General features: G+C 68.2%; 21 protein-coding genes. 17 read left to right on the top strand and 4 right to left on the bottom strand.

Annotated features, from left to right (window positions below; translation table 11 throughout):
• Positions 1–106: 106 nt before the first annotated feature.
• The 3 genes from Q7T09_RS00710 (at position 107) to Q7T09_RS00720 (ending at position 4997) form a co-directional block, all read left to right on the top strand.
• Positions 107–2122 carry a TonB-dependent siderophore receptor gene (locus tag Q7T09_RS00710; RefSeq protein ID WP_304697046.1) on the top strand — a complete coding sequence of 672 codons (2016 nt, stop codon included), beginning with the start codon at positions 107–109 and terminating at the stop codon, positions 2120–2122.
• Positions 2123–2178: 56 nt separating this feature from the next.
• Complete coding sequence (locus Q7T09_RS00715; RefSeq protein WP_304697047.1) at positions 2179–4146, top strand: methyl-accepting chemotaxis protein; 1968 nt, start codon at positions 2179–2181, stop codon at positions 4144–4146.
• A gap of 269 nt (positions 4147–4415) precedes the next feature.
• Complete coding sequence (locus Q7T09_RS00720; RefSeq protein ID WP_304697048.1) at positions 4416–4997, top strand: hypothetical protein; 582 nt, start codon at positions 4416–4418, stop codon at positions 4995–4997.
• 148 nt (positions 4998–5145) lie between these two features.
• Here Q7T09_RS00720 and Q7T09_RS00725 read toward each other — a convergent pair whose 3' ends face one another.
• On the bottom strand, positions 5146–5559 hold the full coding sequence (locus tag Q7T09_RS00725) for a hypothetical protein (RefSeq protein ID WP_304697049.1): 414 nt from the start codon (positions 5557–5559) through the stop codon (positions 5146–5148).
• Between the two features lie 250 nt (positions 5560–5809).
• On the opposite strand from Q7T09_RS00725, the gene Q7T09_RS00730 reads away from it, so the two are divergent.
• Positions 5810–6763: a hypothetical protein gene (locus Q7T09_RS00730; protein WP_304697050.1), complete on the top strand. Its 954-nt coding sequence runs from the start codon at positions 5810–5812 to the stop codon at positions 6761–6763.
• 2 nt (positions 6764–6765) lie between these two features.
• Here Q7T09_RS00730 and Q7T09_RS00735 read toward each other — a convergent pair whose 3' ends face one another.
• The 3 genes from Q7T09_RS00735 to Q7T09_RS00745 form a co-directional block, all read right to left on the bottom strand.
• Positions 6766–8004 (bottom strand): argininosuccinate synthase, encoded by a 1239-nt coding sequence (locus Q7T09_RS00735; RefSeq protein WP_304697051.1) that lies wholly within the window; start codon positions 8002–8004, stop codon positions 6766–6768.
• Positions 8005–8068: 64 nt separating this feature from the next.
• Entirely contained in the window at positions 8069–8431 is a 363-nt protein-coding gene (locus Q7T09_RS00740; protein ID WP_304697052.1) for a hypothetical protein, read from the bottom strand.
• Positions 8431–10347, bottom strand: coding sequence for a potassium transporter Kup (locus Q7T09_RS00745; RefSeq protein WP_304697053.1), 1917 nt, complete (start codon positions 10345–10347; stop codon positions 8431–8433). The genes Q7T09_RS00740 and Q7T09_RS00745 overlap by 1 nt, the downstream gene beginning before the upstream one ends.
• Positions 10348–10547: 200 nt before the next feature.
• Between Q7T09_RS00745 and Q7T09_RS00750 the strand changes: the two genes are divergently transcribed.
• The 13 genes from Q7T09_RS00750 to trmB all read left to right on the top strand — a co-directional run bounded on the left by Q7T09_RS00750 (position 10548) and on the right by trmB (position 21250).
• Complete coding sequence (locus Q7T09_RS00750) at positions 10548–11126, top strand: NifU family protein (RefSeq protein ID WP_304697054.1); 579 nt, start codon at positions 10548–10550, stop codon at positions 11124–11126.
• Positions 11126–11764 (top strand): tRNA (adenosine(37)-N6)-threonylcarbamoyltransferase complex dimerization subunit type 1 TsaB, encoded by a 639-nt coding sequence (tsaB, locus tag Q7T09_RS00755; protein WP_304697072.1) that lies wholly within the window; start codon positions 11126–11128, stop codon positions 11762–11764. Before Q7T09_RS00750 ends, tsaB begins: the two co-directional genes overlap by 1 nt.
• Entirely contained in the window at positions 11761–12216 is a 456-nt protein-coding gene (locus Q7T09_RS00760) for a GNAT family N-acetyltransferase (protein ID WP_304697055.1), read from the top strand. The genes tsaB and Q7T09_RS00760 overlap by 4 nt, the downstream gene beginning before the upstream one ends.
• A 39-nt stretch (positions 12217–12255) precedes the next feature.
• Complete coding sequence (locus Q7T09_RS00765; protein WP_304697056.1) at positions 12256–12663, top strand: Fur family transcriptional regulator; 408 nt, start codon at positions 12256–12258, stop codon at positions 12661–12663.
• Between the two features lie 17 nt (positions 12664–12680).
• The gene (gene miaB, locus Q7T09_RS00770; RefSeq protein WP_304697057.1) at positions 12681–14021 is read left to right on the top strand and encodes a tRNA (N6-isopentenyl adenosine(37)-C2)-methylthiotransferase MiaB; all 1341 of its coding nucleotides are present in this window, start codon (positions 12681–12683) and stop codon (positions 14019–14021) included.
• Positions 14018–14971, top strand: coding sequence for a PhoH family protein (locus Q7T09_RS00775; RefSeq protein ID WP_304697058.1), 954 nt, complete (start codon positions 14018–14020; stop codon positions 14969–14971). The genes miaB and Q7T09_RS00775 overlap by 4 nt, the downstream gene beginning before the upstream one ends.
• Positions 14968–15429, top strand: a complete 462-nt coding sequence (ybeY, locus tag Q7T09_RS00780) for an rRNA maturation RNase YbeY (protein ID WP_304697059.1) — start codon at positions 14968–14970, stop codon at positions 15427–15429. Before Q7T09_RS00775 ends, ybeY begins: the two co-directional genes overlap by 4 nt.
• On the top strand, positions 15422–16294 hold the full coding sequence (locus Q7T09_RS00785) for a hemolysin family protein (protein ID WP_304697060.1): 873 nt from the start codon (positions 15422–15424) through the stop codon (positions 16292–16294). The genes ybeY and Q7T09_RS00785 overlap by 8 nt, the downstream gene beginning before the upstream one ends.
• Positions 16291–17862: an apolipoprotein N-acyltransferase gene (lnt, locus tag Q7T09_RS00790; RefSeq protein ID WP_304697061.1), complete on the top strand. Its 1572-nt coding sequence runs from the start codon at positions 16291–16293 to the stop codon at positions 17860–17862. The genes Q7T09_RS00785 and lnt overlap by 4 nt, the downstream gene beginning before the upstream one ends.
• A 56-nt stretch (positions 17863–17918) precedes the next feature.
• The gene (locus tag Q7T09_RS00795) at positions 17919–18377 is read left to right on the top strand and encodes a helix-turn-helix domain-containing protein (protein WP_304697062.1); all 459 of its coding nucleotides are present in this window, start codon (positions 17919–17921) and stop codon (positions 18375–18377) included.
• Between the two features lie 5 nt (positions 18378–18382).
• Complete coding sequence (locus Q7T09_RS00800; RefSeq protein WP_304697063.1) at positions 18383–19069, top strand: gamma-glutamyl-gamma-aminobutyrate hydrolase family protein; 687 nt, start codon at positions 18383–18385, stop codon at positions 19067–19069.
• 226 nt (positions 19070–19295) lie between these two features.
• Positions 19296–20516 (top strand): methionine adenosyltransferase, encoded by a 1221-nt coding sequence (metK, locus tag Q7T09_RS00805; protein WP_304697064.1) that lies wholly within the window; start codon positions 19296–19298, stop codon positions 20514–20516.
• Positions 20517–20578: 62 nt separating this feature from the next.
• Entirely contained in the window at positions 20579–21250 is a 672-nt protein-coding gene (gene trmB / locus Q7T09_RS00810; RefSeq protein ID WP_304697065.1) for a tRNA (guanosine(46)-N7)-methyltransferase TrmB, read from the top strand.
• Positions 21251–21266 lie beyond the last annotated feature (16 nt).

Below are 21266 nucleotides of genomic sequence, written 5' to 3' on the forward strand. Positions count from 1 at the left end.
TCACCGTCAACCGGGCGGCCGCCGCCGCCGTGGGCGCCACCTTCAAGGCCGCCTTCCGCATGATGATCCACGAGATCTGAGCCCGAGAGCCAGAGAAAGACACACCATGAAAAAGCAATTCCTTCTGGCCGGCGCCGCCGCGGGCCTGGCGCTCGCCGCCTCCACGGCCCACGCCCAATCCATCGACTACGGCTCCCTGCAGGAGCTGTTCGGCGAGGCCGTCACCACCTCGGCCACCGGCTCGCCGCAGCGCTCCACCGAAGCCCCGGCCGACATGCAGATCATCTCGGCCGACGAGATCCGCCGCTCCGGCGAGACGACCCTGCCCGGCATCCTGCAGCGGGCCGCCGGCATCGACGTGCTCAACCACGCCGCCGGCCAGTCCGACGTCAGCGTCCGCGGCTACAATCAGGTCTCCTCGCCGCGCCTGCTGGTGCTGGTGAACGGCCGCCAGGTCTATCTCGACCACTACGGCCTCACCGCCTGGGCGACGATCCCCGTCCAGCTCGACGAGATCCGCCAGATCGAGGTGGTGAAGGGCCCCGGCAGCGCCCTGTTCGGCTTCAACGCCGTGTCCGGCGTGGTCAACATCATCACCTACAATCCGAAGTTCGACGACCTGGACGTGGCCACCCTGCGCGGCGGGACCCATGGCGCCGTCTCAGGCTCCCTGGCCACCACCTTCAAGCTGAGCGACGCGGTGTCGATGCGTCTCTCCGGGGGCGCCATCTCCCAGGACGAGTGGGCCAACACCGGTGTCCTGCCGACCCCCGACCAGAAGACCGATCCGAAGAGCGTCACGGCCAATCTCGACCTGGTGGCCCAGCTGGCCCCCAAGACCGAGCTGCGCATGGAAGGCGCCTGGGCCAATGTCCAGCAGGCCACCCAGGCCGGCGGCTACAGCTACACGGTCACCAAGCTGATCACCACCTCGGCCAAGGCCACGGTGACCTCCGACACCAACTTCGGCACGGTCCAGGCCCAGGTCTACCAGAACCAGCTGAAGGCCAAATACGCTCTGGTCGGCGGCATCAACTGGAACAACACCATCACGGTGGCCAGCCTGCAGGACCTGTTCAAGGTCGGCGCCAACCACACCTTCCGGATCGGCGGCGAGTTCCGCCACAACACCCTCAACGTCGCCCCCGTTGGCGGCGCGGACGTCAGCTACAACGTGCTGGCGGCCTCGGGCATGTGGAATTGGGCCGTCAGCGAACACCTCACCACCACCGCGGCGGTGCGGGTCGACAAGCTGTCGCTCGAGCGCAGCGGGACCTTCGTGGCCCGCGCCCCCATGGCCAACAACGCCTTGTGGGACCGCGACATCACCGAGACCAGCGCCAACCTGACCGCCGCCTGGCGGCCGACCGAGGCCGACACCTTCCGGATCTCCTACGGCCGCGGCATCCAGGCGCCCAGCCTGATCGAGATGGGCGGCATCCAGCTTCCCATCGCCCTGGCGCCGGGCTTCACCATCGACCTGATCGGCAATCCCAACCTCAAGCCGTCGATCGTCACCAACTATGAGTTCGCCTACGATCGCGACGTCGCCGCCATCAAGGGCAAGCTGGGCTTCCGCCTGTTCGCCCAGGACTGGAAGGATCTGAAGAGCGCCATCTCGACGGCCGGCCTGGACATCATGCCCACCGCCACCACCAACGGCGCGGCCACCTACATCAACGCCGCCGACTCCAAGCTCAAGGGCGCCGAGGTCTCGGCCTCCGGCAAGCTCTCGGGCGGCTTCGGCTGGCGGGCGGACTACACCTGGACCGACGTGAAGGACTCGCCCTTCGCCGGGATCAACCCGACGGCCCGCTATGTGGCCTTCGCCCAGACCACGCCCTCGGGCCGCGGCAATGTCGGCATGGACTGGAGCCGGGGTCCCTGGGAGGTCGACGCCAATCTCCACTATGTCGGCGACTATCAGTTCTATGACATCGTCAACGGCGCCCTGAAGCCGGTCGAGGCCTATGCCAGCCTGTCGAGCCGGGTCGGCTACCGCGCCGCCAACGGCGTCACCCTGGCGCTGGCCGGCCAGAACCTGCTGAACGAACGCCAGAAGCAGACCCGCGGCCTCGAAGCCGAACGCCGGGTGATGTTCTCCATCAGCAAGAGCTGGTGACCTGAGGCCGACCCCGCGGCGCCGCCGCGGGGTCAACCTTCCTTCGGAGATATGAGATGAAGACCTTCCGCCTCGCCGACCTCTCACTCGTCGTGAAGATGGCGTTCGCTCCTGCCTTCGCCGTGCTCATGCTGGCCTTGGTGGCTGGCGGGGCCCTGTGGAGCCAGCAGCAACAGACCAAGGCCATTGACCGCATCGTCAGCGAGGACATGGCCGTCAGCCTGGACCTGGCGCGCATCTCCAAGCGCATCACCTCGGTGCACGGCGACCTCTACCTGCTGATGACCCACACGGCCGCCACGCCGGGGATCGACGCCACCGCCCAGCTGCAGAAGCTGATGAGCGACGTCGACGCCATCAAGGCCGAGCTGGTCCAGGTGAAGGGCAAGATGCCCGCCGACGAGCGCAAGACCTTCGACGCCCTGATCAAGGATCTCACCGACTATCGCGGCGGCATCGAGGTCGTGGGCTCCATGCTGGGCATCGACTTCGCCACCGCCGCGGCCTTCGTCGAGCCCTTCGAAGTCCAGTACAACCGCATGACCCAGACCCTGGACGGCGCCACCGCCAAGGTCCAGGCCGCCGCCAAGGCGCACGCCAAGGCCAGCGCGGCCCAGGCCACCCTCAGCGGCCAGGTGGCCATGGGCGGGGCGCTCATCACCATGCTGGCGGTCGCCGGCATCTCCATCGGCGCCATCCTGGGGGTCAAGCGCGCCATCCAGGGCATCGCCAGCGCCACCGAGAAGCTGGCCGCCGGGGACAATAACCAGGACCTGGACAAGATCGCCCGCGGCGACGAACTGGGCGCCATCGTCGGCTCCCTGGGGGTCTTCCGCGACAACCAGCTCCGACTGGCCACCATGCGTGAGGAGCAGGAGACGATGGCGGCCCGCGAGGAGGCCACCCGCACCCAGGCCGAAAAGGAACGCGCCGAGACCCAGGCCGCCCAGGCCGCCGTGGTCAGCACCCTGGCCAACGGCCTCTCGCGCCTGTCCCAGGGCGACCTGACCCACGCCATCGACCAGGCCTTCCCCGAGGAATACGAAGCCCTGCGCTCCGACTTCAACGCCGCCGTCGACAAGCTGCGGGAGGCGATGCAGGTCATCGTCGCCACCAGCTCGCAGATCGGCTCCAGCGCCGAGGAGATCGCCGGGGCCTCCGACGACCTGTCGCGCCGCACCGAGCAGCAGGCCGCCAGCCTGGAAGAGACCGCCGCGGCCCTGGACGAGATCACCGCCACGGTGAAGAAGTCCGCGGAAGGCGCCGGTCACGCCCGGCAGGTGGTGCAGACCGCCAAGACCGGCGCGGCCGACGGCGGCGAGATCGTCCGCCAGGCCGTCCTGGCCATGGGCGAGATCGAACGCTCCTCCACCCAGATCAGCCAGATCATCGGCGTGATCGACGAGATCGCCTTCCAGACCAACCTCCTGGCGCTCAACGCCGGGGTCGAGGCCGCCCGCGCCGGGGAGGCCGGCAAGGGCTTCGCCGTCGTCGCCTCCGAGGTCCGCGCGCTCGCCCAGCGCTCGGCCGAGGCGGCCAAGGAGATCAAGGCCCTGATCAGCGCCTCCTCCACCCAGGTGGGCTCGGGCGTGCAACTGGTGGGCAAGACCGGCCAGGCCCTGGAAATGCTGGTGGCCCAGGTCGACGAGATCGACGGCCTGGTGGGCGAGATCGCCGCCTCGGCCAAGGAACAGGCCACCGGCCTCAACGAGGTCAATGCCGCGGTCAACAAGATGGACCAGGTGACCCAGCAGAACGCGGCCATGGTGGAGCAGTCCACCGCCGCCGCCCACGCCCTGAACGACGAGGCCAGCGAGCTTCGCCGCCTGATGGGCGACTTCCGCACCGGCGCCGAGAATGCGCCGCCGCGCCAAGCCGCCCGCGCGCCGAACCGTCCGCGCATCGCCGGCGCGGACTCGCGTCCCGCGGCCTCCCCGCCGCGGCGCATGGCCGAGAAGATCCGCGCCAACTTCGGCGGCGGCGCTTCGGCCCAACAGAAGACCCAGGACTGGGAGGAATTCTGATCCCGGCCTGACCTAAACATACAAAGACCGAGCCTGTTTATCCGTTTCAGATGAGTCCATCTGAAGCCGACAGGCTCTAGCCCGGCGGCGTCCCCCGCCCCGGGTCCGGCTTTCCTCCCCCCGAGGATTCGACTGGCGCGCGCTTGATTCAAGGCAAGCGCGCGCCGACTTTTTCCGGCCCCAGGTTCGGCGCCAGAGACTTGGCCGCAACCAAAATAAAGCCCATGTGTTCGGCTGGACTGTCCGCCCGAACAACCTGGTGCCTCGTCATGAAACGCCGTTCCGCCGCCCTAGCCGCCAGTCTTGTCGTCCTGGCCACGCTCGGCGCCTGCGCCACCGCCACCCCCTACCAGCCCAATATTCCCGGCCAGCAGGTCAGGGGCGGCTTCTCCGAGGTGCGCCTGGAGGCCGACCGCTTCCGCGTCACCTTCTCCGGCAACAGCCTGACCTCCCGCGAGACGGTGGAGGGCTACCTGCTCTACCGCGCCGCCGAACTCACCGTGGCCCAGGGCTATGACTGGTTCACCGTGGTGGAGCGCCAGACCGACCGCGACGCGCGGACCTATGTCGAGCCCGATCCCTTCTACCGGCCCTGGTACGGCCCGCGTTACGGCTTCTGGCGGCCCTCCTGGCGCTATTACGGCGCGGGTTACGGCTGGCGCTCCTGGGACCCCTTCTACGGAGACCCCTTCTGGGCCGACCGCATGGACGTCCGCACGGTGGAGCGCTTCGAGGCCACCGCCGAGATCGTCATGCGCAGGGGCGCCAAGCCCGAGGGCGACACCCACGCCTTCGACGCCCGCGCGGTGATGGAGAACCTGGGCCCCCGCGTCGTGCGCCCCGCGCCCTGAGTTCAGTCCAAATGCAAACGCCCGCCTCTTCAGGGGCGGGCGTCCAAGTCAACTTATATCACGCAACATAGCTTGCGCACGTTGTTGTCAGCACCCATGGCAAATTCCATAGAAATAGGAGTTGACCCTTAGGCAGTGCCTTAACAGATCAAATTAAATCGTTCTTCACTGAAAGCTTAAGCAAAATCGAGCTAATGCTGTTGATCGTGCTTTCAATCTGAGTTCCCTGAGCTCTCAGCTTTTCAAACTCGAGCTTTATATACCCTTCGAGTTCTTCCACCTTTTTGGCCCAAGCCTCCTCAGAATCGGGTTCGATAGATCGTTCCGATTCTGCAGCCCTTTGCAGGGCGTTACCAACCCACGAGTTCAGCTTCATCCCACTACGTCTGGCGGCCTCTCGACTAACGGCCACTGCGTCGGGGGATATGCCCTTGATTGTCCACTGCCGAGATTGGGCAGCCGAATCTAAAGCAACGACATTGTCGTTCTGCGATTCGTCGATTTCGACGCGTGTTTGTATGTCGCCAACGCCATTTTGGCGCTCGCCGTGTTTCTCCAGCATGTCCTACACCCTTGCCGCTTTGGCGGTTGCTTAGGTTACCCTAGCATCCGACTAGTACCCCTATTTGTTCCTTCAATGCAACGGGCTTGGTAAAGTTATGGTTAATAACTTCATCGCGGGCCGCCAAGTGGGGGTCTCTGCGGCCGCCAACCGCCGCTTTGAGGTGATGCTAAGGGTACCAAAGCACCCCTTCGTCCTTGACAGTGCAGCTCCACCCGGTAAACCGTGATTAAGATTAAGGGAGTCTGGGATGGCCAAGTTCATCCGCGAAGAGGCGGAGCTGGGGCGGGCGGTCGAAGAAGTTCGGTCGACGCTAAGCGGCTTGGCGCGAAGCGAGAGCCTTCCAGCCTGCTTGATGAGTCTTTCCACGCTGATAGACAGAACTGCCATAGGCATTAGCGGAACGCCGGGCGCGTCAGCGTTCGAACTTGACGAGCAGGCAAAGACGATCAAGTTCCGGGCCGCGACCCTCTCCGACATAATGGAACGCGCCGAGCGGCTTGCTGCGGAAGCCGGTCTGAGCCGCGGACCTGAAACGGTCCGTATGGCCCAAGTCTCCATCAACCTCTTCGTCGTGCACGAGCTTATGCACGTTCAGCAGAATTTTCCGGACTTCGCTACCGTCCAGCAGATCAAGTTGGGGATGCCCTACCTGGGCCTACCGATGTTGGATGTTGGCGCGGATACTGCGGCGGCGTGGGTGTGTGCAAGGATCGAGGCTACGAAGACCAGCTTCAACGACCCCGATGACATTCTCCGCCTTTACGTGAACAGCCTAGTGCATGCCTATCTGCTTGGTGCTTTCGTCTTCAACGTCGTTGATCGACGGGAAAAGAAGCAGCGAGCGCTCGGGCTGATTTTTTCCGCGGTGCTTGTGCAAGCCAAAGTGGACGGCACCCTTGCGGAGGACCGGCTGTACAATAACTGGGAGCCGGGTTCTCCGCTGATGGCATTCGACCTTGCCGCGGCTGATGCGTTTAACGCCATTGTCTTGGACCGAATGCCGGGCTTGCTGCTTCAGGACAGGGGTACGGTTTCAGGGAAGCTAATCTCAAAAATTTGGAATGGAATAGGCAAAGCGCCGGTGGGCGAGACCCTTCAACTTGTCGCCGAAGCCTTTATTCTGACTGGAGCAATAGTCCCCGGCAATACTAAGAGGCAGACTTCACCCGCACGGCGCGCCGGTTCAGCGCCCACTTCATAGCCTCAGCCCCTGACGCGCTTGTCCCGCTTGGCGGCGACCCGCAGGCGCAGGGCGTTGAGCTTGATGAAGCCCGAGGCGTCGTTGTGGTCGTAGGCGACCTTGCCCTCCTCGAAGGTGACCAGGTCCTGGTCGTAGAGGGAGTAGGGGCTGGAGCGGCCGATGACGGTGACATTGCCCTTGTAGAGCTTGATCCGCACCTGGCCGTTGACCATGGCCTGGCTGTGATCGATGGCCGCCTGCAGCATCTCGCGCTCGGGGGTGAACCAGAAGCCGTTGTAGATGAGCTCCGCATAGCGCGGCATCAGCTCGTCCTTCAGGTGCATGGAGCCGCGGTCCAGGGTGATGGACTCGATGCCCCGGTGGGCGGCCAGCAGGATGGTCCCGCCGGGGGTCTCGTAGACGCCGCGCGACTTCATGCCGACATAGCGGTTCTCCACCAGGTCCAGCCGACCGATCCCGTTGGCGTGGCCCAGTTCGTTGAGCTTGGTGAGCAGGGTCGCCGGGCTCATGGCCACCCCGTCGATGGCGACGGGATCGCCCTTCTCGAAGTCCATCGTGAAGACGGCGGCCTTGTCCGGCGCGTCCTCCGGGGCGATCGTGCGCATATAGACGAACTCGGGCGCCTCGACCGCCGGGTCCTCCAGCACCTTCCCCTCGGAGGAGGAGTGCAGCAGGTTGGCGTCGACGCTGAAGGGCGCCTCGCCGCGCTTGTCCTTGGCGATCTGGATCTGATGCTTCTCGGCGAAGTCCAGCAGGGCCTCGCGGGACTTGAAGTCCCACTCCCGCCACGGCGCGATGACGTGGATGTCCGGCTCCAGGGCGTAATAGGCCACCTCGTAGCGGACCTGGTCATTGCCCTTGCCGGTGGAGCCGTGGCTGACGGCGTCGGCCCCCATCTTGCGGGCGATCTCGATCTGCTTCTGGGCGATCAGCGGCCGGGCGATGGAGGTGCCCAGCAGGTACTGGCCCTCATAGACGGTGTTGGCGCGGAACATCGGGAAGACGAAGTCGCGGACGAACTCCTCGCGCACGTCCTCGATGAAGATGTTCTCCGGCTTCACCCCGGCGGCCAGGGCCTTGGCGCGGGCGGGTTCCAGCTCCTCGCCCTGGCCGAGGTCGGCGGTGAAGGTGATGACCTCCGCCCCGTACTCGGTTTGCAGCCACTTCAGGATGATCGAGGTGTCGAGGCCGCCGGAATAGGCCAGGACGACTTTCTTGATCGCGGGCGCGGGCGCGGACATGGGCTTGCGGACTTTCGGCAGGAAGGGGACGTCGCGGGCGTATAGGGGCCAAAGGCCCGGCGTATCAAGACTTGAGCGCGCCTTCGCTCTCCAGCAGGTCCAGCGCCGCCCTCAGCCATCGCAGGTGACCGATGGTGATCAGGGCCGCCGCGGTCGCCCGCACGCCGAACAGGATCACCGCCTGGTCCATGTTGGCCGCCGCGTTGCGGTTGAAGGCCACCAGGGCCAGGCCCAGGAAAAACGCCGCCGTCGGGATGGCCAGCAGGGCGAGGTTGCGCTTCAGGCGGAAGGTCGGCTTGCCGCTCAGCGCGAACTGCAGCGGCACCCGGGTCTCGGGATCGATCCGCCGCCAGGCGGCGAGGGTGGTGGAGGCCATGATCGACAGGGCGATGATCCAGAGGGCGTCGCCCAGGAGGGACAGCAGCATCAGACGGTCACCTGGGTTCCGAGCTCGACCACGCGGCCGGGAGGAATCTTGTAGAAGTCGGTGGGGTTGGCGGCGTTGCGCATCAGGAAGATGAACAGCTTGTCCTGCCAGAGCGGCATGCCGCTCTGGGCCGAGGCCACCACCGAGCGGCGGCCGAGGAAGAAGCTGGTGGCCATGATGTCGAACTTCAGGCCGAGCTTGCGGCACAGGCCGAGCGCCTTGGGCAGGTTCGGACTCTCCATGAAGCCGTATCTTATCGTGACTTTTTTGAAGTCGTCGTTGATCGGCTCGATCTGCACCCGGTTCTCCTCCTTGACCCGCGGGGTCTCGGCGGTGTGGACCGTCAGGATGATGTTCTTCTCGTGCAGCACCTTGTTGTGCTTGAGATTGTGCATCAGGGCCACGGGCGCCATGTCCGGGTCCGAGGTCAGGAAGATGGCCGTGCCGGGCGCCCGGTGCGGGGCGCGGGCCTTGAGGATCTCCGACAGCTCCAGCAGGGGCACGGAATCCCGACGTGTCTTGTCGGTGAGGATCTGGGCGCCGCGGGTCCAGGTCCACATGATCACCACCAGGGCCAGGCCCAGCACCAGGGGCAGCCAGGCGCCCTGCGGGATCTTCAGCAGGTTCGAGGAGATGAAGGTGACGTCGAGCGCGCCGAAGCCCAGGGCGGCCAGCCAGGCCTGCCAGGTCGGCCGTTTCCACATGTGCTTGATGATCACGAAGAACAGCAGGGTGTCGACGAACATCGCCCCGGTGACCGCGATGCCGTAGGCCGCGGCCAGGTTCGACGAGTTGCGGAAGGTGAACAGCAGCACCAGCACGCCGATCATCAGAATGGTGTTGACCTGCGGCACATAGATCTGGCCGGCCTGGGTCTCGCTGGTCCGGCGGATGTCGATGCGCGGGAAGAGCCCGAGCTGAACCGCCTGCTGGGTCATGGAGAAGGCGCCGGTGATCACCGCCTGCGAGGCGATGACCGTGGCCGCCGTGGCCAGCAGCAGCACCGGCCAATAGATGACCTCCGGGATCATCTCGAAGAAGGGGTTGGACCGCGCCGCCGGATTGGCCAGCACCAGGGCGCCCTGGCCCAGATAATTCAGCAGCAGGGCCGGCAGGACCAGGATGATCCATGCGGCCTGGATGGGCTTTTTCCCGAAGTGGCCCATGTCGGCATAGAGCGCCTCGGCCCCGGTCACCGCCAGGAAGACGCTGCCCAGGATGATGAAGCCCAGCAGGCCGTTGTCCCACAGGAAGATGACCCCGTAGTGGGGCAGCAGGGCGCGGACGATCGAGAGGTCGTCGGCGATGTGGTAGATTCCCAGCCCGGCCAGGACCAGGAACCACAGGGCTGTGATCGGCCCGAAGAACTTGGCGATGCCGGCCGTGCCCTTGGCCTGGACCATGAACAGGGCCACCAGGATGCCGGCCGAGATCGGCACCACCAGAGGCGCCATCTCGCGGCCGACGCCCGGCGCGTCCTTCAGGCCCTCGATGGCCGAGAGCACCGAGACCGCCGGGGTGATGATGCCGTCGCCGTAGAACAGCGCCGCCCCCACCACGCCCAGGAAGAAGACCGCCGTCGACCGTCGGCCGAGCGAGCGCTGGGCCAGGGCCATGAGGGCGAGCGTCCCGCCCTCGCCCTTGTTGTCGGCCCGCATCAGGAAGACCACGTACTTGATGGTCACGATCAGGATCAGGGCCCAGGTCACCAGGGACACGACGCCGAGCACCGCGATCTCGTTGGAGACGGTGTTGCGGGTGTGGTGCAGCGCCTCGCGCATCGCATAGAGGGGACTGGTGCCGATATCGCCGAACACCACGCCGATGGCCCCCAGCGCCAGGGCGCGGAAGCTGTCCTTGTGGGGGGCGTGCAGCGAATCCTCCGTCGCCTCGGCGACGCTGGCCGGATCAGCCATCCAAAGTCTCCGGGACCGAAAAGGCGGTTCCCTTGGTCGGCAGGATGCCGTGTGCGGCCGGCGCGATACACCCTTTCCCACCGCCGTTCAATCGCGGGCTGAGCACGGGATGCGGCGGCTCGTCGCGCCTGCAACGCTCCTGGCCCGGTTCGGGTTCGCCAAACCTTGCGTATTGCCTGTTCTAGCGCCACATCTGGCCCATGTTTATCCAGACCGAACCCACGCCGAACCCCGAGGTCCTGAAGTTCCTCCCGGGCCAGACCGTCCTGGCGGACGGCTCGCGCGATTTTCGCGGCCCGCAGGAGGCGCAGGCTTCGCCCCTGGCCCAGGGGCTGTTCGACATCGAGGGCGTGGAGCGGGTCTTCTTCGGCCACGACTTCGTCACGGTCGGCAAGCATCCCGACCAGGACTGGGCCCACCTCAAGGCGCCGGTCCTGGCCGCCATCATGGATCACTTCGCCTCGGGCAAGCCCCTGTTCTCCGCCGAGGCCAGCGCCGAAAGCGGCGGCCATGACGACGACGCGGTCTATGACGCCGACACCGCCCAGGTGGTGGCCGAGATCAAGGACCTGCTGGACACTCGCATCCGCCCGGCCGTGGCCCAGGACGGCGGCGACATCCTGTTCAACCGCTTCGAGCCCGACACCGGGGTCGTCTGGCTGCACATGCGCGGCGCCTGCTCGGGCTGCCCCTCTTCCTCGGCGACGCTGAAGGCCGGGGTCGAGAACATGCTCAAGCACTATGTGCCCGAGGTGACCCGGGTCGAGCAGACCCTCTGATCCTCCTTTCCCTCGACACCTGCCTCGGCGCCTGTTCCGCCGCCGTCCTCGACGGCGGACGCGTCCTGGCGCGCCGCGTGGAACCCATGACGCGGGGCCATCAGGAGCGGCTCGCCCCGCTGGTGGCGCAGGTGATGGCGGAGGCGGGGATCGCCTTTTCCCAGCTCGACCGCGTCGGCGTCACCGTCGGTCCCGGCTCCTTCACCGGCCTGCGCGTCGGCCTGGCCTTCGCCAAGGGCCTGGGGGCGGCGCTCGCTATTCCGGTGGTGGGAGTCGGCGTGCTGGAGGCCCTGGCGCAGCCGCTCGGCGGAACCGTCCTGGCCGTCGTCGACGCCAAGCGTGACCAGGTCTACCTCCAGGCCTTCGCCGACGGGGTCGCCGTCAGCGCCCCCGACGCCCTGCCGCTGGGAACCGCCGCCGCCCGCCTGGCGGAACTGGCCGGACCCGTAACCCTGGTGGGCTCCGGCGCCGCCCTGCTGGCCGAGGTCCTGCCCGGCGCCGCGGTGATCGCCGCCGACCACGCCGATCCCGTCGCGGTGGGCCGTCTCGCCGCCGGCCGCAGCCCGGTTCCGCCCCGCCCCCTCTATCTCCGCGCCCCCGACGCCAAGCTGCCGGGCGGCCGCGACCTGCCCGCATGAACCTGCGCCCGGCCCAGCAAGCCGACCTGGAGGCCCTGTCGGCCGTCCATCGCCGCGCCTTCACCCCCGGCTGGGGGCCCGAGGAGATCGCCGACCTGGCCAGCGGTCCCGGCGCCTTCGGCCTGATCGTGGAATCCGAGGCGCCCCTGGGCATGATCCTCTGCCGGGCCCTGGCCGGCGAGGCCGAGGTCCTGACCCTGGCGGTGGATCCGCAGGCCCGGCGACGCGGCGTCGCCCGCGCCCTGGTGACCGCCGCCGCCGGCGCGGCCCGCGCGGCCGGGGCGCAGGCGATGTTCCTGGAGGTGGCGGTGGACAATGACGGGGCCATCGCCCTCTACGAAACCCAGGGTTTCGTCCGGGCCGGCCGGCGTCCCAGCTATTATGATCGCGGCGGCGGGGTCTATGTGGACGCCGTCGTCATGCGTCTCGACCTTAACAGCGGCGCCCTCTAGACCTATCCTAACGGCTAGTCGGCAATCAGGAGTCGGTTCTTGGACCGGATCGAGAATCTCTGCATCGAAAAGGGCATGCGCATGACCGAGCAGCGCCGCGTCATCGCGCGCGTGCTCTCGGCCGCCCATGACCACCCGGACGTGGAGGAGCTCTATCGCCGGTCCCACCAGGTGGACCCGCACATCTCCATCGCCACGGTCTATCGGACGGTCCGCCTGTTCGAGGAGGCCGGGATCATCGCCCGGCACGACTTCCGCGACGGCCGCTCGCGCTACGAGGAAGCCACCGAGGTCCACCACGACCACCTCATCGACATGAAGTCGGGCAAGGTCATCGAGTTCGTCGACGACGAGATCGAGGCCCTGCAGGAGGCCATCGCCCGCAAGCTCGGCTACCGGCTGGTGGATCACCGGCTGGAGCTCTACGGCGTTCCGGTCGAGGACTGACCGGAGCCTTGCGCCCCATGACCGTCCCCGCGCCCGCCCGGCGCCTCTTCATCAAGACCTATGGCTGTCAGATGAACGTCTATGACAGCGAGCGGATGGCCGACATCCTGCGTCCGCTGGGCTACGCCATGGCGCAGCGTCCCGAGGACGCCGACCTGGTGGTGCTCAACACCTGCCACATCCGCGAGAAGGCCACCGAGAAGGTCTATTCCGAGCTCGGCTACATCAAGCAGATGAAGCTGGACCGCCAGGCCCAGGGCCTCTCCATGACCATCGCCGTGGCCGGCTGCGTGGCCCAGGCCGAGGGCCGGGAGATCATGCATCGCCAGCCGGCGGTGGACCTGGTGATCGGGCCCCAGGCCTATCATCAGCTGCCCGAACTGATCGCCAGGACCCACCGCGCCAAGGGCGAGCGGCTGGCCGCCGACTTCGCCGCGGAGGCCAAGTTCGACCGCCTGGGGTCGGAGCGGAAGGCCGCCGGCGTCACCGCCTTCCTCACCGTCCAGGAGGGTTGCGACAAGTTCTGCACCTTCTGCGTGGTGCCCTATACCCGCGGCGCCGAGTTCTCCCGGCCCGCCGCGGCGATCCTGGCCGAGGCCCGGGACCTGGCCGGCCAGGGCGTGCGCGAGGTCACCCTGCTGGGCCAGAACGTCAACGCCTACGGCGGGAAGGGCGGCCTGGCGGCCCTGGTCCGCCAGTTGGCCAGGATCGAGGGCCTGGACCGCATCCGCTACACCACCAGCCACCCCGCCGACATGGACGAGGCCCTGATCGAGGCGCATGGCGAGGTCGAGGCCCTGATGCCCTATCTGCACCTGCCGGTGCAGGCCGGATCGGACCGGGTGCTGAAGGCCATGAACCGCGCCCACACCGCCGAGAGCTACCTGCGGCTGGTGGAGAGGATTCGCAAGGCGCGGCCCGACATGGCCATGGCCGGGGACTTCATCGTCGGCTTCCCCGGCGAGCGGGAGAGCGACTTCGAGGCCACCCTGCAGCTGGTGGCCGAGATCGGCTACGCCGCCGCCTTCTCCTTCAAATATTCCCGCCGTCCGGGCACGCCGGCCGCCGCCCTGCCGGGCCAGCTGGCCGAGGCGGTCAAGGACGAGCGCCTGGCCCGCCTCAACGCCCTGCTGGACGACCAGCAGAAGGCCTTCAACGCCAGCCAGGTCGGCGCGACCCTGCCGGTGCTGTTCGAGCGGGCCGGCCGCCATCCGGGCCAGCTTTCGGGGCGCAGTCCCTATCTCCAGGCGGTGCACGTCACCGGCCCGGATCATCTGATCGGCCAGATCGTTCCGGTCGGTATCGAGGGCGCGGCCAAGATGAGCCTGGCCGGATCCCTGGCATTGGAGTTCGCGTGAGCAAGGCGCCTGAGTTCATTCCCCTGTCCGACGTGGCCGCCCGCGCGGTGGCCGGGGCGGCCAGCCGCCACGCCGCCCTGATCGAGGACGCCTTCGATGTGCTGGTCGAGACCCCCGGCGGCGGGGTGTCGATCACCGGCGAAGCCAAGACCCGCGCCGCCGCCAAGCGGGTGGTGGAGCAGATCGCAGAGCGCGCCGACTCCGGCCTGGAGATCACCGAGGCCGACATCCGCGTGGCCATAGGCCAGGCCCGGATGGGCCGAGGCGCCGCGCCGGGCGGACTGCCCACCGGTAAGCGCGGCCAGGTGGCGCCCAAGACGCCGGGCCAGGCCCGCTATCTCCAGGCGCTCGCGGCCTGCGAACTGGTCTTCGGCCTGGGTCCCGCCGGCACCGGCAAGACCTTCCTGGCCGTGGCCCATGGCGCCGGCATGCTGCTGCGCGGCGAGGTGGAGCGCCTGATCGTCAGCCGCCCGGCGGTGGAGGCCGGCGAGCGCCTCGGCTTCCTGCCCGGCGACCTGTCGGAAAAGGTCGACCCCTACATGGCGCCGGTCTGGGAGGCGCTGACCGACATCCTGGGCGCCGACCAGTTCAAGCGCCGGCGCGAGAAGGGCGAGATCGAGGTCGCGCCCATCGCCTTCCTGCGGGGCCGAACGCTGAACCACGCCTTCGTCATCGTCGACGAGGCCCAGAACACCACCCGCCTGCAGATGAAGATGGTGCTGACCCGGCTGGGGGAGGGCTCGCGCATGGCGGTGACCGGCGACCCGAGCCAGATCGACCTGGTGAACGCCGCCGATTCCGGACTGGCCCACGCCGTCGGCCTGCTGGAGGGCGTCAAGGGGGTGGGGGTTAACCGCTTCACCGTCGAGGACGTGGTGCGCCATCCCATGGTGGAGCGCATCGTGCGGGCCTATGACGCCGACGCCGCCAAGCGCGGACGCTCCATTTGATCGACGTCGAGATCGAGGACGAGGCCTGGAGCCGCGACCTGCGCGACATCGAGGCCCTGGTGACGGCGGCCGCGACCGCCGCCCTGGCCGCCGCCCAGCGGGAGGGAGCGGTGGTGGTGCTGCTCACCGACGACGCCGGCGTCCAGGACCTGAACCTGCGCTTCCGGGGCAAGGACGGCCCCACCAATGTGCTGTCCTTCCCGGCGCCGGAGACTCCCGGGGACCACCTGGGCGACATCGCGCTCGCCCACGGGGTCTGCGTGCGCGAGGCCGCCGAGCAGGGCAAGACCCTGGCCCACCATCTGCAACACCTTGTGGCGCACGGGGTGCTGCATCTTGTAGGGTACGATCACGAAAACGACGCCGACGCCGAGGACATGGAAGGTCTGGAGCGCGTCGTCATGGCCGGTCTGGGTGCGCCTGATCCCTACGGCGCCGAACAGGGAGACGATGGCTAGTTCCGAAGACCCGCCCGTGGCCGCGCGCAAGAGCCGCGGCTTCAGGGCCTTCCTGAGACGACTGCGCGGCACGGGCGGCATGGAGCCGCCGGCGGCTCCGGTCGATCTGGTGGGCGACCGGATGGTCGATCAGGCCCAGGCCTTCCAGACCCTGCGGGTCGAGGACGTCATGACCCCGCGGGCCGACATCGTCGCCGTGGAGCTCACCACGCCCTTCGCCGGGGTGATCGAGCGGTTCGTCGAGGCCGAGCACAGCCGCATGCCCATCTATCGCGAGACCCTCGACGATCCGGTCGGCGTGGTCCACGTGAAGGATGTCTTCAAGCTGCTGGCAGGCCCCAAGCCCAAGGGCGGCAAGCCGCCGGGTCCCACCGCCGCCATCCTGCAGAGGGTGCGCCGCGACGCCCTCTACGTTCCGGCCTCCATGCGCGCCGCCGACCTGCTGCTGCGCATGCAGACCAGCCGCATCCACATGGCCCTGGTGATCGACGAGTTCGGCGGCACCGACGGCCTGGTGACCCTCGAGGACCTGGTCGAGGCGGTGGTGGGCGAGATCGACGACGAGCATGACGAGGCCCAGGCGGCCGGGGTCGTGGCCCGTCCGGGCGGGGTCTTCGAGGCCGACGCCCGCGCGCCGCTGGAGGAACTGGAGGCCGCGCTGGGCGCCGAGCTGGCCCCGCCCGACCTCGAGGAGGAGATCGACACCGTGGCCGGCCTGGTCACCGCGCTTGCCGGCCGCGTGCCGCAGCGGGGTGAGGTGATCGCCCATTCGGGGGGCTTCGAGTTCCAGGTCACCGACGCCGACCCCCGGCGGGTCAAGCGGGTGCGGGTGCGCCGTCTGCCCGAGCCGGACATCATCATTTGAGGCTCCCCCTGTCGCCGGCCTGGCGCGCGCGGATCCTGGCGGTGGGCGCCGGCGTCGGCGCCGGCCTGGCCCATCCGCCCTTCGGCCTGATCCTCGGCGTCGCGGCCTATGGCCTGATGATGTGGCTGGCGGAGACCGACGGCCCGCGGCCCCGCCGTTCGGCCTTCTTCCGCGGCTGGCTGGCCGGGGTGGGCTATTTCGCCGTTGGAACCCACTGGATCACCGAACCCTTCCTGGTGGACGCCGCCAACCAGGGCTGGATGGCCCCCTTCGCCCTGCTGCTGATGTCGGGCGGCCTGGCCCTGTTCTGGGGCCTGGCGGCCCTGATCTACCGGCTCTCCGGGGCCAAGGGGCCCTGGCGGGTGCTGGTCTTCGCCGGCGCCCTGGCCCTGTGCGAGTGGCTGCGGGGCCATGTCCTCACCGGCTTCCCCTGGGACCTGCCGGGCGAAGCCTGGCGGGCGGGTTCGGCCCCCTCCCAGGTCGCCGCCTTCGTGGGGACCTACGGCCTCTCCTGGATCACCGTGGCCCTGGGCGCCTGCGTCGCCCTGCTGTGGGAGGCCGGCCGCGTCCGCCGCGCCGCCGTCGTCGCCATCCTCCTGACCCTGGCCGGCCTCTACGGCTTCGGCGCCCTGAGGCTGTCGGGCGCGCCGCCGACGGCCGCCGACGCCCCCCTCGTGCGGATCGTCCAAGGCAATATCGACCAGAAGGAGAAGTGGAAGCCGGAGAACCTGGACATGGTCTTCTCCACCTATGTCGCGCTGACCACCCGGCCCGCCAAGGTCCGCCCCGACATCGTGGTCTGGCCCGAGGGCGCCTTGCCGGCCGTGATCGACGACCTGCTGGCGTCCGGCAGCCCCTACGCCACCCGCCTGACCGACGCCCTCCAGCCCGGCCAGACCCTGATGATGGGCGCCAACCGCGTGGGGGCCAGCCCGGAGGGCGGGGTCGACTATTTCAACAGCCTGGTGGTCCTGCGCCGCGAGGCCCCGGGCCTGCGGGTGACGGGGTTCTACGACAAGCACCGCCTGGTGCCCTTCGGCGAGTTCCTGCCCCTGGGGGATCTCGCCACCCGGCTCGGGATCCGCAGCCTGGTGCACATGCCCGAGGACTTCACGGCGGGGCCGCCGCCGGCGCCGATCCGTCCCGACGGCGTGCCGGCCGTGCAGCCCCTGATCTGCTACGAGGCCCTGTTCCCGGGCTTCGCCTCGGAGGCCGCGCGCCGCGGCGGCGGCCGGGCCGCCTGGCTGCTGAATGTGTCCAACGACGCCTGGTTCGGGGCCACCAGCGGACCCTGGCAGCACCTGAACATCGCCGCCTACCGCGCCATCGAGGAGGGCCTGCCCATCGCGCGAGCTACCCCCACGGGTGTATCGACCATGATCGACGCCTTTGGACGCCCCATTTTGGGCGCCCGTCTGACCCTTGGGCAGGAAGGGATTCTCGACATTCGCCTGCCTCCGGCGCTCGCTCCTACGGTGTATTCGCGTTTCGGCGACGCCGGATTCGCCATCATGTTGCTCTTATCCGCGTTCATCCCAGTCTTGGGACGTTTTCGACGCGCAGTCTGAGTTGACGCCGGCGTCATGTTTTGGCGGCGCGGCTCGGATTCGTCTATGGGAAGCATATGGCCAAGGAATTCGACGTCGATCGGTCCCCCAATCCGATCGACCTGCATGTGGGTTTGCGTATCCGTCTGAGGCGGAAGGAACTGGGCGTCAGCCAGGAGAAGTTGGCGGAATCCATCGGCCTGACCTTCCAGCAAGTCCAGAAGTACGAGCGCGCCGCCAACCGGGTGAGCGCCTCGAAGCTCTGGGACATGGCGCGCGCCCTGCAGACCTCCATCTCCTATTTCTTCGACGGCCTGCCGGACGAGGCGCTCAATGCGCCCGCCCCCGGCGAGGGCCCCTCGCCGGCCCACGCCTTCCTGATGACGCCCGAGGGCATGGAACTGGCCGCGGTGTTCCCGAAGATCCGCCGGGCCCGGGTGCGCCGGCGCATCCTGGATCTGGTCCGCGCCATGGTGGACGAGGAGGAGGGGGAGCCGGAACCGGCCCTTCCCCGTGAGCCGGTCGAGGCCGACTGAACGCCATGACCCCGCGCATCGCCGTCCTGCTGGATGAGAACACCAGCAGCGGCGCGACGCGCTACGAGGCCCACAAGGGCTATTTCCAGGGCCTGCGCGAGGCCGGCGCCGCCCCCTTCGGCCTGCCCTATTTCGCCGAGATGGTCGAAGGCGTCGTCGCCGACTTCGACGGCCTGCTCAGCGTCGGCGGCCGCTTCGCCTATCCGCCCGCCTGGTATCGCGACGGAGAGACGTCCTTCGCCCCGGTCTCGCCGCGGCTGGAGGTGGAGCAGGCCCTGATGTCGGGCTTCCTGGCGGCCGGCAAGCCGGTGCTGGGGATCTGCGCGGGCATGCAGATGCTGGCCTGCCTGCATGGCGCCAAGCTCACCGCCGACGTGAAGACCCTGGGCGCGGTCCTCGACCACGACCGCCGCGACCACCTGCACGAGATCACCCTGACGCCGGGCTCGCGCCTGGCCGCCCTGGTGGGGTCGCCGACCCTGAGCGTCAACAGCTTCCACCGCGAAGCCGTCGCCGACCTGGGCCCCGATCTTCGGGCCACGGCGCATGCCGCCGACGGCGTGATCGAGGCCGTCGAGGTGGAGGGACACCCCTTCGCCCTGGGGCTGCAATGGCATCAGGAGCTGTTCGCTGGGACCGATCATCCGGGCAATCGGCTCTTCTCGGGCTTTGCCGAGGCCTGTCGCCGATAGCGCCCTTATGTTTCGGACGGACTCATCTGAAACAGACGAAAAGGCTTTGAATTCAAGAGTTGGAGAGTGACCGGCGCCCACTTCAGGCTGTCACGGCCCAGGCGAAACCGCTCGCCCGACGCGAGGCCCCGCTTGCGGGATATAAAGATTTCTTTATAGGATTTCCGAGACGTTCCAGATCGCCGCCCCTGCCTGCGGCGCTCGCGCATTTTCCGGAGCCTTCCTCTTGAGCCGTTCCTCCTACATCTTCACCAGCGAAAGCGTTTCCGAAGGCCATCCGGACAAGGTCGCCGACCGCATCTCCGACACCGTGGTCGACGCCTTCCTGGCCGCGGAGCCCGAGGCCCGCGTGGCCTGCGAGACCCTGGTCACCACCAACCGCATCGTCCTGGCCGGCGAGGTCCGCGCCGGCAAGCCGGGCGCCTCGAAGGCCGAGAACAAGCAGATGACCAAGGACATCCTTGGCACGCTGGAGCCCCTGGTGCGCGCCGCGGTCAAGGACATCGGCTACGAGCAGAAGGGCTTCCACTGGGCCAAGGCGAAGTTCGCCAACTACCTGCACGCCCAGTCGGCCGACATCGCCCAGGGCGTGGACTCGTCCAACAAGAAGGACGAAGGCGCCGGCGACCAGGGCATCATGTTCGGCTACGCCTGCGACGAGACGCCGGAGCTGATGCCGGCCACCCTGCAGTATTCGCACAACATCCTGAGCAAGCTGGCCCAGGTGCGTCACTCGGGCGAGGCCAAGGGCCTGGAGCCCGACGCCAAGAGCCAGGTGACCCTGCTCTACCAGGACGGCCGCCCCGTCGAGGTGCTGCAGATCGTGGTCTCCACCCAGCACGCCAAGAAGATCGGCGACAACGCCGCCTCGTCCAAGCGCATCCTCGAACTGATCAAGCCCTACGTCCTTGGCGTCTTCCCCGACGGCCTGGTGACCAAGAAGACCAAGTGGCACGTCAACCCCACTGGCAAGTTCCTGATCGGCGGGCCGGATGGCGACGCGGGCCTCACCGGCCGCAAGATCATCGTCGACACCTACGGCGGCGCGGCCCCGCACGGCGGCGGCGCCTTCTCCGGCAAGGATCCCACCAAGGTGGACCGTTCGGCTGCCTATATGTGCCGCTACCTGGCCAAGAACGTGGTGGCCGCCGGCCTGGCCCGGAAGTGCACCATCCAGATCAGCTACGCCATCGGCGTGGCCAATCCGCTGTCCTTCTATGTCGACCTGCACGGCACCGGCGAGGTCGAGGCGGCCAAGCTGGAGAAGGTCCTGCCCGAGCTGGTGGGCGGCGCCACCCCGCGGTCCATCCGCGAGCACCTGGGCCTCAACAAGCCTATCTACGCCCGCACCGCGGCCTACGGCCACTTCGGCCGCACCCCGGACAAGGACGGTGGCTTCTCCTGGGAAAAGACCGACCTCGTCGAGAAGCTGCGGGCGGCGCTCTAAAGAACGGTCAGGCGGCGGGATTGATCTCGCCGCCGCCGGATCTCTGGGCTAGAGGGCGCGGCATGGACAACCACCCGCCCCTCCGGTCCTTCGGCCGCCTCAAGTCGCGGCCGATCAAGCCGCGCCAGGCCGCCCTGATGGACAGCCTGTTGCCGCGCCTGCGCGCGCCCCTGGAGCCCTTCGATCCGAAGGCGCTGATGCCCGGGGCGAGCGCGGTCTGGCTGGAGGTGGGCTTTGGCGGCGGCGAGCACATGGCCGCCCAGGCCGTCCGCGCCCCCGACACCCTGATCCTGGGCGCCGAGCCCTTCCAGAACGGGGTGGCCAGCGCCCTGCGCCACCTCGACGAGGGGGCCATAGAGAACGTCCGCATCCATGATGGCGACGTGCGCGAGCTGATGGGGCGCCTGCCCGACGCCTGCCTTGACCGCGTCTTCGTGCTGTTCCCCGACCCCTGGCCCAAGGCGCGGCACAACAAGCGCCGCCTGATCCAGGCGCAGACGATCGCCGAGCTGGCCCGCCTGCTGAAGCCCGGCGGGCGCTTGCGCTTCGCCACCGACTGGGCCGACTACGCCGACTGGACCCTGGAGCGGGTGCTGGCCAGCGGCCTCTTCGCCTGGCCCGCGGAACGCGCCTGCGACTGGCGCGTCCCGCCCGCCGACCACGTCACCACGCGCTACGAGGAAAAGCGCCTGGGCGACTGCGCGCCGGTGTTCCTGGACTTTATCCGGGCGTGACAGCCTGAAGTGGGGG

Source organism: Phenylobacterium sp. (assembly GCF_030645195.1).
Classification (GTDB): domain Bacteria; phylum Pseudomonadota; class Alphaproteobacteria; order Caulobacterales; family Caulobacteraceae; genus Phenylobacterium.

What these genes read in the sequence shown, in the direction of transcription:
- Q7T09_RS00710 (WP_304697046.1), top strand. Translation starts at nt 107, where the DNA reads ATGAAAAAGCAATTCCTTCTGGCCGGCGCCGCCGCGGGCCTGGCGCTC.
- Q7T09_RS00715 (WP_304697047.1), top strand. Translation starts at nt 2,179, where the DNA reads ATGAAGACCTTCCGCCTCGCCGACCTCTCACTCGTCGTGAAGATGGCG.
- Q7T09_RS00720 (WP_304697048.1), top strand. Translation starts at nt 4,416, where the DNA reads ATGAAACGCCGTTCCGCCGCCCTAGCCGCCAGTCTTGTCGTCCTGGCC.
- Q7T09_RS00725 (WP_304697049.1), bottom strand. Translation starts at nt 5,559, where the DNA reads ATGCTGGAGAAACACGGCGAGCGCCAAAATGGCGTTGGCGACATACAA.
- Q7T09_RS00730 (WP_304697050.1), top strand. Translation starts at nt 5,810, where the DNA reads ATGGCCAAGTTCATCCGCGAAGAGGCGGAGCTGGGGCGGGCGGTCGAA.
- Q7T09_RS00735 (WP_304697051.1), bottom strand. Translation starts at nt 8,004, where the DNA reads ATGTCCGCGCCCGCGCCCGCGATCAAGAAAGTCGTCCTGGCCTATTCC.
- Q7T09_RS00740 (WP_304697052.1), bottom strand. Translation starts at nt 8,431, where the DNA reads ATGCTGCTGTCCCTCCTGGGCGACGCCCTCTGGATCATCGCCCTGTCG.
- Q7T09_RS00745 (WP_304697053.1), bottom strand. Translation starts at nt 10,347, where the DNA reads ATGGCTGATCCGGCCAGCGTCGCCGAGGCGACGGAGGATTCGCTGCAC.
- Q7T09_RS00750 (WP_304697054.1), top strand. Translation starts at nt 10,548, where the DNA reads ATGTTTATCCAGACCGAACCCACGCCGAACCCCGAGGTCCTGAAGTTC.
- Q7T09_RS00760 (WP_304697055.1), top strand. Translation starts at nt 11,761, where the DNA reads ATGAACCTGCGCCCGGCCCAGCAAGCCGACCTGGAGGCCCTGTCGGCC.
- miaB (WP_304697057.1), top strand. Translation starts at nt 12,681, where the DNA reads ATGACCGTCCCCGCGCCCGCCCGGCGCCTCTTCATCAAGACCTATGGC.
- Q7T09_RS00785 (WP_304697060.1), top strand. Translation starts at nt 15,422, where the DNA reads ATGGCTAGTTCCGAAGACCCGCCCGTGGCCGCGCGCAAGAGCCGCGGC.
- Q7T09_RS00795 (WP_304697062.1), top strand. Translation starts at nt 17,919, where the DNA reads ATGGCCAAGGAATTCGACGTCGATCGGTCCCCCAATCCGATCGACCTG.
- Q7T09_RS00800 (WP_304697063.1), top strand. Translation starts at nt 18,383, where the DNA reads ATGACCCCGCGCATCGCCGTCCTGCTGGATGAGAACACCAGCAGCGGC.
- trmB (WP_304697065.1), top strand. Translation starts at nt 20,579, where the DNA reads ATGGACAACCACCCGCCCCTCCGGTCCTTCGGCCGCCTCAAGTCGCGG.